Source organism: Labrenzia sp. PO1, from assembly GCF_012273635.1.
Classification (GTDB): Bacteria; Pseudomonadota; Alphaproteobacteria; order Rhizobiales; family Stappiaceae; genus Roseibium; species Roseibium algicola.
Map to the genome: position 1 here is coordinate 1,704,843 of NZ_JAAXCR010000001.1, position 17,849 is coordinate 1,722,691.

At 60.1% G+C, this 17,849-nt stretch carries 10 protein-coding genes; 1 reads left to right on the forward strand and 9 read right to left on the reverse strand.

Annotation, left to right across the window (positions count from 1 at the left end):
* Window positions 1–19 precede the first annotated feature (19 nt).
* The 9 genes from HCG46_RS07830 to HCG46_RS07870 all read right to left on the reverse strand — a co-directional run bounded on the left by HCG46_RS07830 (window position 20) and on the right by HCG46_RS07870 (window position 14,586).
* Window positions 20–964 carry an ABC transporter permease gene (locus HCG46_RS07830; protein WP_051990117.1) on the reverse strand — a complete coding sequence of 315 codons (945 nt, stop codon included), beginning with the start codon at window positions 962–964 and terminating at the stop codon, window positions 20–22.
* A gap of 71 nt (window positions 965–1,035) precedes the next feature.
* Complete coding sequence (locus HCG46_RS07835; protein WP_168685475.1) at window positions 1,036–2,553, reverse strand: sugar ABC transporter ATP-binding protein; 1,518 nt, start codon at window positions 2,551–2,553, stop codon at window positions 1,036–1,038.
* A 115-nt stretch (window positions 2,554–2,668) separates the two neighbouring features.
* A complete protein-coding gene (locus HCG46_RS07840; RefSeq protein ID WP_023003716.1) occupies window positions 2,669–3,685 on the reverse strand; it encodes a substrate-binding domain-containing protein in 1,017 nt (338 codons plus the stop codon).
* 539 nt (window positions 3,686–4,224) lie between these two features.
* Window positions 4,225–5,964 carry an OFA family MFS transporter gene (locus HCG46_RS07845; RefSeq protein ID WP_055661252.1) on the reverse strand — a complete coding sequence of 580 codons (1,740 nt, stop codon included), beginning with the start codon at window positions 5,962–5,964 and terminating at the stop codon, window positions 4,225–4,227.
* A 403-nt stretch (window positions 5,965–6,367) separates the two neighbouring features.
* Window positions 6,368–8,389: a HAMP domain-containing sensor histidine kinase gene (locus tag HCG46_RS07850; protein ID WP_168685477.1), complete on the reverse strand. Its 2,022-nt coding sequence runs from the start codon at window positions 8,387–8,389 to the stop codon at window positions 6,368–6,370.
* Window positions 8,382–9,770, reverse strand: coding sequence for a sigma-54 dependent transcriptional regulator (locus HCG46_RS07855; RefSeq protein WP_168685479.1), 1,389 nt, complete (start codon window positions 9,768–9,770; stop codon window positions 8,382–8,384). Before HCG46_RS07855 ends, HCG46_RS07850 begins: the two co-directional genes overlap by 8 nt.
* A gap of 290 nt (window positions 9,771–10,060) precedes the next feature.
* The gene (locus HCG46_RS07860; protein ID WP_168685481.1) at window positions 10,061–11,623 is read right to left on the reverse strand and encodes a serine hydrolase; all 1,563 of its coding nucleotides are present in this window, start codon (window positions 11,621–11,623) and stop codon (window positions 10,061–10,063) included.
* A gap of 93 nt (window positions 11,624–11,716) precedes the next feature.
* Window positions 11,717–13,438, reverse strand: a complete 1,722-nt coding sequence (locus HCG46_RS07865) for a ShlB/FhaC/HecB family hemolysin secretion/activation protein (protein ID WP_168685483.1) — start codon at window positions 13,436–13,438, stop codon at window positions 11,717–11,719.
* Window positions 13,439–13,452: 14 nt separating this feature from the next.
* Window positions 13,453–14,586, reverse strand: a complete 1,134-nt coding sequence (locus tag HCG46_RS07870) for a serine hydrolase domain-containing protein (RefSeq protein ID WP_168685485.1) — start codon at window positions 14,584–14,586, stop codon at window positions 13,453–13,455.
* Between the two features lie 350 nt (window positions 14,587–14,936).
* Here HCG46_RS07870 and HCG46_RS07875 point away from each other — a divergent pair, with 350 nt between their 5' ends.
* Window positions 14,937–17,696, forward strand: coding sequence for an AAA family ATPase (locus tag HCG46_RS07875; RefSeq protein ID WP_205838383.1), 2,760 nt, complete (start codon window positions 14,937–14,939; stop codon window positions 17,694–17,696).
* Window positions 17,697–17,849 lie beyond the last annotated feature (153 nt).

Sequence of the window (17,849 nt, forward strand, 5' to 3'; positions counted from 1 at the left end):
CCTCTTCGCTGGAGCCGGGTCAGGCGCGTTTCTTGACGAGATAGTGGTCTATGGAGACCGCCGCCAGCAGGATCGAGCCGCGGATGATGTCCTGCCAGTAGACCGAGACATCCAGAAGCGCGAGCGAGCTGGAAACAACCGACAGCAGCACCGCCCCCAGGATCGCCCCGAAAATGGTTCCCGAACCACCCTTGAGGCTCGCCCCGCCGATAACGGCCGCCGCAATCACGTTCAGTTCCATGCCGATGCCGAAGGTCGGCTGGGCAGAACCGAAGCGGGCCATGTAGATGATGCCGGCCACACCACACAGAGCCGAGCAAAGGGTGGTCGTGAAAAACACCACGCGCTTGGTGCGGATGCCGGAATAGGCTGCAGCCTTCTCGTTGCTGCCGGTATAGAACACCTTGCGGAACATCGTCGTGCGGCGCAGCAGGAAGTCGAAGCCGATCACCACCACAAGGAAGATCAGGATCACGACCGGGATCGGTCCGATGGACCCCTGACCGATGAACTTGAACTCGGGCGGCAGCGTAAACAGACCGAGCGGACGCCCGCCCGTACCCAGAAGACACGCCCCCCGGGCGATCACCATGATCGCCAGCGACACGATGAAATGATGAAGGCCGACGCGGGTGACAAAGAACCCCATGAACGCCCCGATGGCCGTGCAGGCGGCAATCGAAATCGCCGACGCGACCCAGGGGTCGACCCCGTTCAGGAACAGCCAGCCGGCAATCACCATGGCCAGCGCTGTCACCGAGCCAACCGAAAGATCGATCCCGCCGGAAATCAGCAGGATGGTCATGCCGACCACCACGATGCCCTCCACCGCAAAGGCCATGACCATGGCGCGCATGTTCACCCAGGTCAGGAAGTAGGGCGAGGCGAAGGACATCACGATGAACAGCACAAGGATGATCGCGATCAGTCCCGTTTCACGCATGCGCAACAGTTTGCGGATCATCGATACGTCTGCCGGTTTGCCGTTCGGCGCGTCTGTCAGGGAGACGGCGTCTTCCATGGTTTCCCCCACGATTAGTTTATGGTTGCCTGGGCGCCCACGGACGCCAGGTGCATTATGTTTTCTTCGGTCATCTGATCGCCCGTGACTTCGCCGCTGATCTGTCCCTCCCGGACGACCAGCACACGGTCACAAACGCCGATCAGTTCCGGCAACTCCGACGAGATCACCAGAATTCCGACCCCGCTGCCGGCGAGATTGCGCAGGATGCGATGGATCTCGGCCTTTGCGCCGACATCGACACCACGCGTCGGCTCATCCAGGAAGATCAGCTTCGGATTGACCGACAGCATTTTCGCGATCGCAACCTTTTGCTGGTTGCCTCCGGAAAGCGATGACACCGGGTCAGACAGCGAGCCACATTTGAGATTGAGACGCTTGCCAAGCGTATCTGCCTGCGCCTCCTCCCGGCTTCCGGCAATCAGACCGAAGGAATTCGCGACCTGTTCCGGTTTCAGGGCGGAGACATTGGCGGCAATGGACATATCCAAAAAGATGCCGTCACCCTTGCGGTCTTCGGACAGGTAGACGATGCCCTCGGAAATGCTATCCCGATAGGTCTTCAGCGACAGCTTGCGACCATTGAGCGAAACCTCCCCGGTCACGTCGCCTTCAAGCCGGCAGATGCCCTTCACGATCTCGCTGCGCCCGGCACCGATCAGCCCGGCAATCCCGAGGATCTCGCCCTTGCGGAGCTGGAACGAGACATCCTTGAAACGCGTCCTTTCATTCAGGTTCTGAACGTCCAGAATGATATCGTCCGTCTTTTCGCTTTCGGACTGCTTGCGCGGGTAAAGCTCGTCGATCACCCGACCGACCATGGCATTGACCACGTCATCGGGCTGGATCTCCGCAACATTGCGGGTAGTGATGTAGGTGCCGTCCCGGAAGACGGAGACCCGGTCGCAGTTGTCGAAGATCTCGACCATGCGATGGGAGATGTAGATGATCGAGATGCCCTTGTCGGCAAGACGTCGCATGATCTTGAAGAGGATCTGCGCTTCTTTCTCTGTCAGCGCCGCCGTCGGCTCATCCAGGATCAGCACCCGGCAATCGAGTGTCAGGGCTTTGGCGATCTCGACGAGCTGCTGGTGGGAAATCGACAGATCCCGCACGAGTGTCGTCGGATCGATGTCGCCAAGCTGGCCCAGCACTTCAGCGGCCTTCTTTTCAAGCGCACGATAGTTCATCAGGAACGAACGGCTGACGTTGGTCGTCGCCATGAAGATGTTTTCGGCAACCGTCACATCGGGACACAGGGCAATCTCCTGGTGAACGAAGCCGATGCCGAGCTTCTGCGCCATCGCTGGAGATGAAATGACCACCGGTTCGCCATCGAAGCGGATTTCTCCGCTGTCCGGCTGCAGAATGCCGTCGATGATATTCATCAGCGTCGATTTGCCGGCGCCGTTTTCCCCGGCAAGCGCATGGATCTCGCCCTTGCGCAATTCGAAACTTACCCCCTTGAGCGCCTGAACCGGCCCGAAGGATTTCGAGAGGTTGGAGATCTTGAGGATCACATCGTCAGTCATGACAGGGCCGATTTGCTCGCAATTCCGGAGAAAGAACGGGCTGCCTGATCTGCTGCATCGATTGCAGGCAGCCCGCCGTATCACCCGGGGCTCCAAAGGAGCCCCGGTCTGTTCATCAGCTAGGGTCGCGGCCTTCCATGTAGGCGTTGAGGTCGAAGCTGTCGGCGTTTTCCTTGGTGATCACGGCAAAGCCGTTGTCGACGTAAGGGATCTGAACCGGGTTGTAGCCGGACACCTTGTAGTCGTTGAACGGATCGAACACGTCGGAGTGCGCGGCGAGGAACACGGCCATGAAGCCCATGAACCCCTGCATGCCCTGGTTCGGATTAAGCGCCATGTGGATGTTGCCCGCCTTGATGTGCTCAAGAGTGGTCGGCGTCACATCGGCATGCATGATCAGCACTTTCGCTTCCGCTTCCAGCACCGCTGCGACAGCTCCTTCAGCAGAGCCTGCTTCCGGGATCCAGAGAGCGGCAAGGTTCGGATTGGCCTGAAGGATAGAGGCCGTTGCCCGGTAGGCGGCATTGCTGTCCTGGTTGGTCGCCTGGCGGCCGACCAGTTTCATGTTCGGGTAGTGCTCTCCCATGTAGTCGAGCAGCGCGGTCACGCGCAGATCGTGGTTCGACTGACCCGGGTTTTCAAGAACCGCATATTCCGCGCTGTCACCAACCTGCTTGACGATTTCTTCGGCAGCAAACTTGGCTTCGGCAAGGTTGTCGGAGGTGATATAGGCACTGCGCTTGGACTTCGGAGAATCCGCCGCGAAGGTCACGACCTGCGTGCCGTTGTCGACGGCCCGGTCGATCGGCTCGATAAACGGATCGGACTGCATCGGGTGCAGCAAGACGCCAGCCGGCTGCTTGACCATGTCCTGCTCGAAGGAAGCGATCTGCTTGGTGATGTCATAGTCCGGCGTGCCGGAGAAGATCGTCTCGCAGCCGAATGCGGACGCAGCCTGCTTGAAGCCCTGATAGACCGGCACCCAGTAGGGATGGCCGGAAACCATCACGTTCATGATGTAGGTTTCGCCCGGCTCGCATTTCAAACCGTCTGCCGCGGCCGGAGCTGCGGTCAGAACTGCAGCCGACAGCATGGTCGACGCGAGAATTCCCTTGAAGATAGAAGTGCCCATGGTTTCCTCCCTGGACCAACGGGCTGCCAACCGCGAACGGTCGAATGCCCGATGGGTGATCGATTTCAGATTGTCAGGACATCCAGTCTGCGTTCCTCTCAACGCAGGGAGCCTGACGCTGCTCCTCCCAGTCTTGCAGGTCAGCCTGTCAAAGAGACCAGCTCACTGCAAGAAATTTCAAACACTGGTTTTTATCCCAGCGAGACCATGGATAAGGGCAGCCCCCGAAAGCCGTCAAACTGTTTTGGTATTTATTTCTTTTTCTGAAATTTATTTCAATCAACACTTCAAATAAGACATTGCCGAATAAAAACCCAAGATAGAACACAAGCCATTGAGAGAAAACATCTTTTCGTGGCAGGCATTGCATCTGGTCACTCGAAAACGCTCACCATGAACGTGCCGAAAAACTGACGGAACGCCCCTGACGGGGCCGAAATCCGACCCCCAGTCCCTCAGCTTTGTGATGCATATGAACACAAAAAAGGCCCGGAAGCGGATGCTTCCGGGCCGGTTGATCGTGATGGCAGAAGCCTTGATCAGGCCTTCGCCGGCTCCGCACCTTCCGGAACCGGGCTGGTCCCGTCGGCACCGGCTTCCATGTGATGTTTGTCGTGCACCGGCTTAACCAGCGAGTTTGCGATCAAAGCGATCACGAGCAAGCCTGCCATGGCATACATGGTGGTGTTGTAGAGGCTCGGTGTGGGATCCACCGTGCCGGCCGGAGCGATTTCCATCAGCCGGGCAACAGTCACCGTCTTTGCGGCCACCAGCTGGTCGAGCTGATCGACACCTGCACCGAATTTCTCGGCAAAGGCACTCGGGTCCACCTTGGCGGCAAGATCCGTGATCGCATTGTTGAGGGACATGTTCCGCAGCTGGGTGATCGCCAGCGGCCCCAGAACGCCTGCCGTACTCCACGCCGTCAGCAGACGCCCATGGATACCACCGACATATTTCGTGCCGAAGATATCGGCGAGATACGCCGGGATGGTCGCAAAGCCGCCGCCATACATCGTGAAGATGATCATGGTGGCTGCATAGAACATCACGAGCCAGGTGACGGCCGGATTGACGCTCACCTGTTCTGCTGCAAAGGGGATCGACAGGTAAAGAATGATCCCGAGCACGAAGAAGCAGTGGTAGGTGTTCTTGCGGCCTATGAAGTCAGATGTGGAAGCCCAGAAGAACCGTCCGACCATGTTGAAGACCGAGATCATGAACACATAGGTTGCCGCAAAGGCCGAATTCACGATCAGCGGCAACGTGGTGCCGAAGATTTCCGTCATCATGGTCTTGGCAACGCCGATCACGCCGATACCCGCCGTCACGTTGAAGCAGAGCACGATCCACAGCAGATAGAACTGCGGTGTCTTGAGCGCCTGATCGATGTGAACGTTGTTGTGGGTGATCATCTTGCGGGACGCAGCATCGGCAGTTGGTGGTGTCCAGCCAGCTGGACGCCAGCCTTCGCGCGGAACCCGGTAGGAGAAGGCCGCGATGATCATCACGACCAGATAGACGATGCCGAGCGTGAAGAAGGTCCCTGCGGCCCCGGTGTTGCCGGTACCGACCACATAGATCCCCTCCTGAAGCGCAACAGGCGCTGCTGCCACCTGCTTGGCGCCTGCGATAACCACTTCCACCATCTGGCCGTTGACTTCCGCAAGGCGCTTGCCGCCTTCGGTGATCAGGGCAACAGATCCTTCAGGGCCCAGGTATTCCGGCGCCTTGTAGAATAGACCGAGCAGATATTCCTTGATCGGCGTTGCGATCATCGCTCCACCGCCAAAGCCCATGATGGCCATGCCGGTGGCCATGCCGCGCCGGTCCGGGAACCACCGGATCAAGGTGGAAACGGGTGATACGTACCCAAGCCCCAGACCGCAGCCGCCGATCACGCCGTAACCGAGGTAAAGCAGCCAGAGCTGGTGCGTCATGATGCCGAAGCCGCCGATGATGAAACCGCCGCCCCAGCAGATGGCGGCAACGACACCGACCATGCGAGGGCCGACTTCCTCAAGCCACTTGCCACCAAAGGCGGCCGCAAGCCCGAGAAACACGATGGCAACGGAAAAGATCCAGACGACCGAAGACAGGCTCCAGTCTTCCGGCGCTGCGGCAACCACCCCGAACTGTTTGATCAGAGGCGGGTTGAAGATGCTCCAGGCGTAGACGGAGCCGATACAAAGATGGATGGCGATGGATGCTGGCGGAACCTTCCAGCGGTTAAAACCGTCCTCTGCGACGATATGTTCCTTTTTCAACCGATCAAACATGCACTTATTTTCCTCCCATGCACGGTTGTCGGGCATTCCTCCGGGAAGGTGCCGGTCCCTTTGCGGCCGGCCTGTCATGTCTCCCCCGGTCCGGCAAGACAAAGCCGGATGCCCCGCTCCCGGCAGACGCGCACCTGTCGAAGCCTCCCGCTTCAGGTCCGCAGCGCAGGAACGGTTGCACCGTCCCGCGCCTTCCGGCAGCTCCTTGCTGATGGCAAGTTCGGGGCCAGTTTCTTTTCTGTTGAATTTCAGACAGTTAGATTTTCAGGCAGAAAGACGAGTGGACATTTTGTCCACATTCAAAAGTTGTTTTCCAGCCGTTTGGGACAATCTGTCCGGAAGCCCTTGACCGCCCAAACGGCCTTATGGCCGTGAGCAACTCCGAGGCAGCCCAGCCGCGACGTCAAGTGCCTTCAGGCAACCAGATTGTGAAAACGGTCCCGGTCCCTTCGATGCTTTCCACCTTGATATCGCCGCCCTGACGGCTGACCAGCGTCTGGGTAATCGAAAGCCCCAATCCGGTGCCCTGCCGGCTTTTTGTCGTGTAGAAGGGGTCGAATATTCGCGCGATAACATCCGCGCTCATGCCGACACCGGTGTCCGAAATCTCGATCGACACTCCGGCGACATCTTCCTTGTTCATATCCCAGGTTTTCATCGTCAGCGTGCCGCCACCGGGCATGGCATGGATGGCATTGACGATGAGGTTGATCAGCACCTGCTGCAGTTCCGTCCGGTTCATCAGCACCAGACGGGAGGCAGTGGCCTCGCGGACAACCTCGATATCGGTCTTGCGCAGGAGATGGCGGACCAGCGGAAGACAGTCAGAAATCACCTCGTCCGGCGCGTGCCGATCGGCGTAGCCTGCATATTCGTCCGGCTTGGCGAACTGCAGCAGCTTCATGACGATCTGGTTGATCCGGTCCACCTGCTCGTCGATCAGGCGGATTTCCGTACTGGCAACCTTTGCATGATCACCGAGCAGCATGCGCAGCACTTCCAGATTGCCCTGGATCACCGCAATCGGATTGTTGATCTCGTGGGCAACACCGGCGGTGATCTCGCCGATGGCGGCGAGCTTCTCCGACATGATCAGTTGCTTGGTGGTGTCTTCCAGCTGCCTGTTCGCCATCTTGAGATCGCGCGTGCGTTCCTCGACGCGGGTGTTCAGCTCCTCGTTCCAGGACCTGAGCTGCCGGTCGCTTTCCTGAACCAGGTCGAGCAGATGATCGAGATGCTGGGCGACACGCGCTATTTCGTCACCGCTGCCTTCGGACCGCGTGCGGGCGCCAAGGTTTCCCTTTTCAACGCTGGCAATGGTGTCCGTCATCTTTTCCAGTGGCTTGAAAACGCCGCGAGCCCACCTCAGGAACAGCGGCACGCTGCCAGCGGTCACGACAAGGAAACCCAGCAGCAGCGCGACCAGTGTCGCCAGCTTGGCTTCCCGGAACGGCGTCTCCAGAAAGCCGACATAAAGCATGCCCACCCGCTCGCCGAAACTGTCGGTGATCGGTTCATAGGCCGAGATGTACCAGTCGTTGACGACGAAGGCGCTGTCCAGCCAGACCTGCCCCTCGCCCAGCACCTTCTGGCGAACGGCGGCGGACACCCTCGTCCCAAGCGCGCGCTTGTCTTCGAACAGACGGACATTGGTGCTGACGCGGACATCCTCGAGAAACAGGGTCGCGGTGCCCTGACTGCCTTCGGGAAGGCTCGCCTCGCGGTAGACGAGATCGTTTATCGTGTCGATAAAGACGAGGTTCTGGTTGAGCAGGATGCCACCGACCAGAGCTGCCACGGGCGCTCCCGGCACAGTGACCGGGCTTGCGGAGTGAACCACCATGCCGCGTGTTTCCGCGGCCCTTTCGGTCGGCACCGCGTTGGGTGTCGGGACGAGATCCAGCCGGGCCCGATCTGCTAGTGCCGGAGAAATCGCCGTCAGATCACCGGCTTCGAAGATATCCACGCTTGTGGCGGCAGATCCTGCAAAGGCCTGTTCGATGACCGGCCAGTCCTTGGAGACCGGCGGTACGGCACTTGGCGGAGAGGCCGCCTCGACTGTCCTGTCCCTGCGCACGACAAACAGAAAATCGAGACCCAGCTCCTCACGCCGCCGCTCCAGCAGCCCTGCCAGAAGTGCGGCATCACCACTGTCTGCAACGTCGCGAAAGGAGGCCGACTGGCCCAGCGCATCGATCTTTTCACCCGAATTTTCCAGGATCCTCGAAAAATACTGATGGGCAATGGTCAGGTCGCCATTGACCTTGGTGATCAACAGGGAATCGAACTTCGCGTTCCAGCGCACCATCGCCCAGCCGAGAAAGAGTGGCAGAACCACAAGTGTCGGCAACAGGGCGATGGCCAGAAGCCTGACCCTGACGGACAGGCGGCTTCCCGATTTCCGGCGTCGTCTCTCCTCAGCCATTCCAGTCCATCAGCTTCCTGTCGATGGTCTTGCGTGAAATGCCGAGCCGCCGCGCCGCTTCGGCACGGTTTCCACCGGCTTCCTCGAGCACCATCAGGATATGACGCTTCTCCATGTCCTGCAGCGTTTCCCCGCCGGGCAGCAACAGGCTCTGCGTACTGTGGAACTCCGCCGGGAAGCGGCCAAGGATCAAAGTTCGTTCGATCGTGTTGCGCAGTTCGCGAACATTGCCCGGCCATTCATAAGCCAGCAGTCCGGAGACGACTTCATCGGTAAACGGTACCGGCGGCATTCCAAGCTGCACGGACAGCTTCTGCATGAACAGCGAGGCAAGTTCACGGATGTCGTCACCACGCTCGCGCAGCGGCGGCATTTCGAGCTGAAGCACGTTGACCCGGTAGTAGAGGTCCGCCCGGAACCGGCCCTCCTCCACGGCCTGCTCCAGATTTGCGTTGGTCGCGAACACGAACCGCAGATCGACAGGCACTTCACGCTCGGACCCGACCGGCCGAATTTTCCGGTCTTCGATTGCCCGCAGCAACTTGCTCTGCAGTGCCATGGGCAGTTCGCCGATCTCGTCCAGAAACAGCGTACCGCCATGCGCATGCATGAACAGGCCGTCGCGGCTGGACCCGGCGCCGGTGAAAGCGCCTTTGAGATGCCCGAACAATTCAGCTTCGATCATGTCTCCGGGAATGGCGGCGCAATTGACCGGAACGAAGGGCTTGTCCACCCGATCGGAAAGATCGTGAAGCGACCTGGCAGCAACTTCCTTTCCGGTCCCGGATTCCCCCGTGATCAGAACGGATGTCGGCAGTGGCGCGACGCGGGAGATCGTTTCGCGGATCTCGCCGATCTGACGCGAATGTCCGATCAGCTTGTCACGCAGAAGAAGATGGTCGGATGTTGCCTGCAACTGGTGGCGCAACAGCTGGTTTTCCCGCAGCAGCGTGACCCGGTCGAGACACCTGGCAACCGCGTTCAGCAGCTGGTTGGACCGGAAGGGCTTCAGGATGAAATCCACGGCACCTGCCCGCAAGGCCTGGATCGCGGTTTCCAGATCCGCATAGGCCGTCATCAGGATCGCATCGGCGAAAAATCCGATCCGCCGCTGTTCGCCAAGCCATTCCACGCCGGATTTGCCTGGCATGATATTGTCGAGGATCACCACGTCATAATGGTGGGTATCAAGAAGCGCCGAGGCCTCGACCGTGTCAGCGGCCTGCTCGATGCGTTTGCAATAAGGCTCGAGCGTGCGGACCAGAAAATTGCGCATGCCAGGCTCGTCGTCGACGATCAGGATCGACGCCTGCGGCAGCCAGGGACCGAATTCCGGCTGTGAACCTGCCTCTTCAGGACGTTTGGAAACACCGCTCTTCATAGCCCCTCCCCGGCAGTTTCATCCGTTCTTTTGTCATGGTCCATCCTCCGGCCCGGAGCATTGCATATTCCAGTATGCAATGTCTTCCGGAGACGCACGTGCAATTGCAACTATCTGAAATCGCGCGACCAATTGCCCGGACGGGAAGCTGCCTCAGCACCGGAGCTCTCAAGTATCCCGACGTCTTCTGCTTGTTCTCTCTGCGGATCAGGTGCTGAGGGTGTGCGAAAGCAAAAACCCCGCAGGATGTCCCTGCGGGGTTTGAATGTGCGTCGCAGAATCAGCTCACTCTATTGCGCAAGCCTTTCGAACCGCGCAGGCCCGTTCAGCACGAAGAGCTCGATTTCCAGGGTGCTTGCTTCCTTGCCATCGCCTGAGAAAGTCACGGTCGAGCGCGAACCCGCCACGGCATTTTCGTTGGCAATGTCAAACACCATCATCGACCCGTCCCAGGCCTGCAGCGGCAGCTTTATTGGCTGGGGACCGGCAAGCAGGACGAGCCCGTCGTCCTCCTCTTGCACCTCGACCGTGCCGAAGTAGGGATGGCCGTAACGGCCCGTGCAATAGCCAGCCGCAGGAGCAGGTGCAGCAGCAGCAGGCGCAGGTTCACCGGCCGTGAAACCGGCAGGCGTATAGAAGGAAGCGAACAGGCCTTCGTATCCGGAGAACCAGTCTCGGGTCACACGCCCGAGCTGAACCATGTCGGAGAAGGATGCGCCGATGGATTCAACGGCACCGACCGGAGCCGCATTCGACAGGACCACGATCCCTATGTCGAGCGAGGGGATCATCAGGAAATAGGTCGACGCACCAAGGATGAAAGCACCTGAATGGCTGAGGATTACCCGGCCGGACGGGTCAGTGCCGACATTGAAACCATAGCCGTAGAACCCGGCGCGTTCGTCAGGCGTATGGGGACGGCTGGAAAAGCTCTGCGGACTGATTGCAGGCTGCAAGGCTTCGGGAGAAATAAGCTCCCCACCATCGGCCAGAACCATCTTCATCCATCTGGCCATGTCGTTGATGGAAGAACTCACCCCGCCGGCGGGCGACTGGGCATCCGGCTGCCGCTGGTACAGCGCCTCGAAACCGTCGCCGCTTCTGGCATGCGGCACCGCGCGGTTTTCCCGTGCCATGAAATCATCGAACCGCGCACTGGTCCTGGTCATGCCAAGCGGCTGAAACAGGGCCTCGTCAGAAAGGTCGGCCCATTCGGCCCCGGATGCTTCGGCAACCGCCTCGGCGCCGGCGGTCAGGCCGAAATTCGTGTAGGCGTAGCTCGTGCGGAAGGCGCGCAGGGGCTGCAGACGCAAACGTTCGAGGATCGTCTGCCTGTCAAAGCCGATGTCTTCCAGATCGTCACCAGCATGGTCCGGCAGGCCGGAACGGTGGCTGTAGAGATCCCCCACTGTCAAACGTTCGGTAATATCGGGATCGGCAAGGCTGAACCATGGCAGCAGGTCGCGCATCCTGCTGTCCCACGAAACAACGCCGCGCGTGACCTGCCGGGCAACGACTGTTGCCCCGATCGACTTGGACACGGAAGCCATCTGGAAAACGGTGTCGGCGTCAATCGGTTGATCGCCCTCGCCGCCCCGCGTTCCGAAGCCTTTCGCGTAGACAGTCTCTCCCTTGTGTACGACGGCAACCGCTAGGCCCGGCACCTTGCTGCGTGCCTTGATGTCTTCAACGATCCCGTCAAGCCCGGCGATCGCCTTGTCGATCTGGCCAGGCGGAACATCGGTTCCCGCCGTTCTGGATGGCGGCAGGTCCTCGGCAAGGGCTGGTGCTGCCAGAACCGCGAGAGACGCGGACGCCAGGAACCGGCGCCGTGTGAGCTGGAAGAACGACATGTGTAACCTCTCAATCAGTCTTGCTGTTCGCGCCTGCAGGTCATTGCAGATGGGTTTCGGCCGATCCGGCCGGGGCGATACTTTCCTGTGTCGTCAAAGCGCCAGCCCCAGCCTGAAGAAAACCCGGGTCCCCGGATCTTCGGCGTTTTCCGGCCGATGCCAGGGTGTGGCGGTGAGAACCTGAAAATTCACCCGGTCGGCAACCATGCCACTGACACCGACACCGGCTGAACCGAGTTCGTCGCGGGCAAAGTCGGCGGCTTCATCCACGTTCCAGACGACGCCATAATCGGCAAAGGCCGTCAGGGTGAGACCGGGAAGCGCAGACCATCCGGTTTCGATGTCGTGACTGACTTCAAACGCCGACGCAAAGCCACTGTCACCGGAGAGGCTGCCGCCATCGAACGCCCAGCCGTAGGGGTCGCCGCCGAGAGCGAACCGGACCGCTCCGGGCAGTGGTGTCGGCGAATACTGGCTGGCCGTGCGCAGCTGAAGCCGAGCGATGGACGCCAGATCATATGAGACGCCGAAGTTGAACCGGCCAAAGCGATAGTCGTCCGGGTCAATTTCCATTTCACCTTTGTGGTTCAGGCTCTGACCCAGTTCGGCTCCAGCGGAAAATGAGGCAGGGCCTGCATCAAGGTCGTACCGGAGGGACACTGTCGCCCAACGCGCCTGTTCACGGGCAGCCCGCGCGCCCATCACGTCGATCCGGTCGTTCCGAAGATTGATTTCCACCTTGCCGTAAAGGCTCTGGTCGATGGTGCGAATGAGCGGATACTGGAGATGAGCCGAACCGATAACGGTTTCGATGTGGATGTCCTGCTCTTTCAGGTCTGCGCCGGGCTTCTGTGTCACATAGGTCAGGTCGTAGCCAGCGGAGAGCCCGTTGAACCCGATTGGAACCGACTGCGAAGCCTGCAGCAGCACCATTTCCTCGGGCGCGTCCGGAACGGTCACCCCTACCAGGCTTGTCGTTTCGAACAACCCGAAGATGTCGTTGACCGTGGCATTTCCGGAAAGTTCCAGCGGACCGACCGTATCTGTTCCAAGGTTATCGAGACCGACGCCGGCGCTGTATCGGCTGAAATCAACTGCGAGCTTCAGTGTACCGCCACCTGTGGGCGTTTCCGGGCGCACAATTGTTCCCTCTATCTGCAGACCGGCAAGATCGCTCATCAGCAGCAGGACGCGTTCTGCCTCCTTGATCCGAATGGGCCGCATGGAGGTCAGGCGGTTGATATAGGGCGCCAGGCGCTCCCTGATGCGCGGGATGGAACTGGTGATCTCGACGGTTTCAACATAGCCTTCGTAGACCCGGAGCGAGACCGCACCGGACGTAAAGTCCTGCACCGGAACGACGGTCATCGAAAAATAGCCGGCTCTCAGATAGGCGGCATCAACCGCCTCGGCGATCCGGTAGAGATCCGCAAGAGACATGTCCTTGCCGATCTTGCCCTGCCAGATGGCCGCCAGATCGGTGTCCGAAACCGAATGAGCACCGGCAATCGATACCGACCGGAGCGTGAAGCGTACCCTCTCGGCATCTTGTTCTGAAACACGCTTGCGCTGATCCTGCACCGTGATGTCGACCGTGCCCGGCCTTGTAGGCGGCGTGAACCGTTCAATAATGACGGTTTGCCCGGCGACGGCCTGATCCAGCGTTTGAGCCGGTGCAGAATGAGAAAACACCGCGGCCACGAAAGAGACGGCCAGCACCGAAGCAGCCCGAAGCCGAAAGGTAGATTTGGGATCAGCAGCGGCAGCACCGCGCAGGGTTTTTGTTGCCGGGGGAGGCAGCACCTGTCTTGTCACGGACGGCTCCGTTCTTATTCAGCGGTGTTCTGGGGAGCCGTTTCGCCGAATAACGGAGCGACGGCGTTAAAAATGCGCATGGCAGGCAGCGAGCAGGACAGACCCGAGGCTTCGTCGGCGTCCTGAGCCTCCTCGCAGTCACCGGAAGGCATGTCGCTGTTCGCCTGGACAACAAGGGTCGTGTCGGTCCGCGGGCTATGGAAAACGACCGTGGTGTATCCAGGCACTTCACCTGTGTGGCCAACCCATTCTCCGTTGCACCGAAGCGCCAGGCCGTACCCATCAGGCGGACGGAAGGATCGCAGCCGCGCTTGCTGCATCTCGGTGCCGAGAAGCCCTTGGCCGGACCCAAGGGCTCGGCCATAGACGAGCAGATCGTCGAGGTTGGAAATCAGCTCCCCCGCTGTCCAGAGCGAAGCCGGGTTCCAGTGTGTGGCAACAAGAGGTGCTGCCGGCGTTGCATCGACGCCCTGAAGGGTAACGCCCTGCGCGTAGGGCTCCGGTAGTTCGGTCCTGCTTCCCGGCCAGACTGTTTTTTCCAGTCCGAGAGGCTCCAGGATCATCTTCCGCAAAGACGTCTCGAAGGGCTGCCCGGTGGTCTTTTCAATGACCATGCCAAGGAGGATCGTGTTCGTGTTGGAATAATCGTATTGCGTTCCCGGTTCGAAGAGCGGGGAATTTTCGACGGCAAAGGTCAGCAGGTCCTCGGGCGAAAACGCGACACCGGGTTGATCGAGAAACAACTCCACAAACCGTTCGGAAGCGGTGTAGCTCGCCACACCGCTGGTCATGTCCGCAAGCTGGCGCAGCGTGATCCTGTCTCCGTTGGGAATTCCCTCGACATAGGCGTCGATCGTGTCATCGAGAGAAAGCCGTCCGGCTTCTGCAAGCTGCAACAGCATTGTTCCGGTAAAGGTCTTGGTCACGGACCCGATGCGCGTGTGCATGCCCGGCTCCATCGGAGTTCCGGTTGCCGGGTCGGCAACGCCGTACCCTTTTTTCCATGTGCCGTCTGGTGTTTGGACACCAACAATGACGCCCGGCGTTTCGGCAAGTGGAAGCGCGGCCAGCACCGCATCATCCAGCTTTTGCGAGAGTGCTGCGGAGAGCGGCGTGCCGGGCCTGGCGTCCCTTGCAGCGGAGGTCATACCCCGGTCAAAATCTTCAACACATGTTACGGTCGCTGCGGCGGGGTTAACGCTGCATACCGACACCAGCAGGACCGCAAGCAATTGCACGGCCCGTGCTGTCACCGGGCCTGTTGTGACCGATCTTGTCAAACTGGGCTGTCCTCTTTTCCGGTTGCAGACGGGAGATCGCGCTTGCGGCGGGGCATGCCGCAGGGGCGCGTCTCCATGAGGACTGGTGGTAGGGAAATCAGGATGGCAAACAAAGTCGGCAACGGTGCAAAAATGGTATAAGTAGTTCGTCAATCAGTGTAATTCTTCATCGGGGCACGGTCCTCGTGCCTCACCGGAACATCGGAATCTGCGTCCCAGTGCAAAAAGTCGAACTTGATGTTTCTCGCGGTGAACTGCTGCGTGACGGGGAAGTCGTTCGTTTGCGCCCCAAGACTCTCGCCGTGCTGGTCGAGCTGCACGCCCGCGAGGGAGAGGTCGTCAGCCAGCAAGAGCTGAGACATCTGATCTGGGGACAGCAGCATGGACGCGAGACCGGTCCAAAGCAGTGTATCCGCGAGCTTAGACGCTTGCTGGGGGACAGCGCCGAAACACCTGGGTTCATCGAAACGGTCGGCAGGCAGGGCTACCGCCTTGTCGGCAAGATCACGGTTCTGAACTCCGGCACGGACACCACCGGAACGGCCCCTCTTTGCGTGGGCCGAACCGCGGAACTGCAGTCCCTTGCGGACTGCGCAGCGGCAGTGCGCGCTGGCAAGCGCATTGTGAGCCTTGTCGCCGGGGAAGCCGGATCGGGCAAATCAAGGCTGGTGGAGACGTTCGCCGCCACGCTGCCACGCACGGCAGAGTTCTGGTCTGCCCGGGGGCAGTGCATTCCCCACCCCGGTGCCCGGGAACCCTATGGCCCACTGATCGAGATCGTGACACAGCTCGCCGAAGGTGCGTCACGAAAACGGGTCTTGCGGCTTCTTGAGGATGTCGCACCGTCCTGGCGAGACCTGCTGCCTCAGCTTCGTTCTGGCCGGGAGCCCGCTCCCCTGCCCACAAGATTGACGGACACGCACCCGGACTCAATGTTGCGGGAGCTGACCGCACTCATGGAGCGCCTCTCGCAGCAGCAGCCCGGTGTCATCATTCTGGAAGACCTGCACTGGGCCGATCAGAGCACGCTGGCATGGCTTCTTTCCTGGGCTCAACGCCGCGCTCCTGCCAGAACCCTTGTGGTTGGAACCTACAGGTTTGATGAACTGGACAAGTCCGGAGATCTTCAATCGACATTGCATTACCTTCAACGTGTTCAGGACTTTAGCCCGATCACGCTGGACGGCCTCGACGAAACAGCCGTGGCGGACCTTCTCAAGCGACGCTTTCCGGACCACAGACTGCCTGCCTCCCTTGCCGGCGAGTTGAGGCGAAGAACGGAAGGGCATGCCATCCTGGTCGATGCGATCATCGACCAGTGGCATCGGGACGGGGTCCTGGAGAGTTTCGAAAATCGGCAGGCACCCGAGCAGGACATCAATGAAATCGTTTCGGCAATCTCACGCGGAGCCGGAAAATTCATCGCGGGCGAAATCGGCCGGCTGGACCCATATGAGCGGCAGTTACTCGACATTGCCAGCGTTGCCGGAATTCGCTTTTCCGCAGCCATGTTGAGCGATGAACGGCTCGAGGTGGAAAAAGGCGAAGCGGTTCTCGACCGCCTTGCAAGCGTCAGGCGCTTTATTCAACGGGCCGGTGTCATGGCCTGGCCGGACGGGACGCAGGCAACACGCTACGTCTTCCGGCACGCGCTTTATCAGGAGGCCCTTTACGACGCTATTCCGGCCGCAAATCGGCAAGGACTTCACGAACGCATCGGCAGCCGGCTTGAAACCGCGTTCAAATCCCGCACTGGCGAAATCGCGTCCACACTAGCCGATCATTTCGAGCGTGCCGCCGATTGGAAACGTGCTGCCGTCCATCGAGGGCTTGCGGGCCTGACCGCGCTGGAACGCGGCGCAATCACCGATGCGGCCGCGCAGTTCCGGCAGGCGCTTGTCTCCTTCGCCGCCTGCGAGCCTGACCCCGAAACGCACACGGCGGAATGCCGCACGCTACTGGGTCTGGGAGCGGCACTTATCGTCGGGGATCACTTCGCCACAGACGAACTTCGGGACGTTTACGAACGCGCCGCGACACTTGCAGGCCGAACCAATGACCCGACGACAATCGTGCCCGCACTTGCGGGGCTCTGGAACCACCACCTGACCAAGGCAGACCTTGCAGCCGCCGACGAACTTGCCAAGGGTCTCGATGACCTGGCAGAGGATGCACCAGCGCTCTATGCAATGGTGGCCCACAATGCTGTCGGGCAAACACGGTTCTTCCGTGGTGATCTTGCCGCCTGTCTGCCTCATATCAACGCTGTTTGCAGCGCCTACGACACGAACCACGGCGCAGAGGCATCGGTTCTGTTCGGCGAGGACCCCGGCATCGTCTGCCGCCAGTATGCCGCTTGCGTTCATCAGTTGCTCGGCCAAGGCGAACGTGCCGAACGCCTTTATGCCGAAGGCATGACGTTGACGGACACATTGGAGCAGCCTTTCGGTCGAGCGCAGATGCTTTGGGCAGGAGCTCTGATCGCTCGTGAACGTGAAGACCCGGTGCGTGTGCTGGAACGGGCGACGGGCCTGATCGAAACCTGCGAAGCAGCCGCAATTCCATTCTGGCGCCCCTATGGCGACCTGCTGGCCGGGTGGGCGCAGGTCGTGCTTGGGAACGCTTCCGGCCTTCAGCAAATTCACGAAGGTCTGAACGCACAGGCGGCAATGAACGTGACGCTGACCCGTCCTTACGGATTGGCACTCTACGCAGAAGCGACCAGCCGCTGCGGTAACCCGGTCGAAGGGCTGAAGGCACTTGCGTCGGCGTTCAAGATCATCAGACGTACCGGCGAACGCTGGCACGAAGCGGAGCTCCATCGCCTTTGGGCCTTGCTCTCGGTTCAGACCGGACGAACCCGAAACGCTTCATCTGCACTTCGCCGTGCAATCAGGATTGCACGAACCCAAAACGCCGTGACTTACGAAAAACGTGCGCAAGACCTTCTGGACCGGATTGCAGGTCAACTGACCTGAGAAGCACTCCGCCAACCCGCGTCCGGATCGGACTTCAGCCCACATCTCCAGCCGTTCAACAGGCTTCTAGGCCACCCCATTCCGACTTGGAGACACAGTGGCAACATCGGATCCGGAAACGAGGCCTTTAGCCATGCCAATAAATTCCCGAAT

Excerpts from the sequence above, each read along its gene's own strand:
- HCG46_RS07840 (WP_023003716.1), bottom strand. The coding sequence starts at position 3,685 with ATGGGCACTTCTATCTTCAAGGGAATTCTCGCGTCGACCATGCTGTCG.
- HCG46_RS07860 (WP_168685481.1), bottom strand. The coding sequence starts at position 11,623 with ATGTCGTTCTTCCAGCTCACACGGCGCCGGTTCCTGGCGTCCGCGTCT.
- HCG46_RS07850 (WP_168685477.1), bottom strand. The coding sequence starts at position 8,389 with ATGGCTGAGGAGAGACGACGCCGGAAATCGGGAAGCCGCCTGTCCGTC.
- HCG46_RS07870 (WP_168685485.1), bottom strand. The coding sequence starts at position 14,586 with ATGACCTCCGCTGCAAGGGACGCCAGGCCCGGCACGCCGCTCTCCGCA.
- HCG46_RS07830 (WP_051990117.1), bottom strand. The coding sequence starts at position 964 with ATGATCCGCAAACTGTTGCGCATGCGTGAAACGGGACTGATCGCGATC.
- HCG46_RS07835 (WP_168685475.1), bottom strand. The coding sequence starts at position 2,553 with ATGACTGACGATGTGATCCTCAAGATCTCCAACCTCTCGAAATCCTTC.
- HCG46_RS07845 (WP_055661252.1), bottom strand. The coding sequence starts at position 5,964 with ATGTTTGATCGGTTGAAAAAGGAACATATCGTCGCAGAGGACGGTTTT.
- HCG46_RS07855 (WP_168685479.1), bottom strand. The coding sequence starts at position 9,770 with ATGAAGAGCGGTGTTTCCAAACGTCCTGAAGAGGCAGGTTCACAGCCG.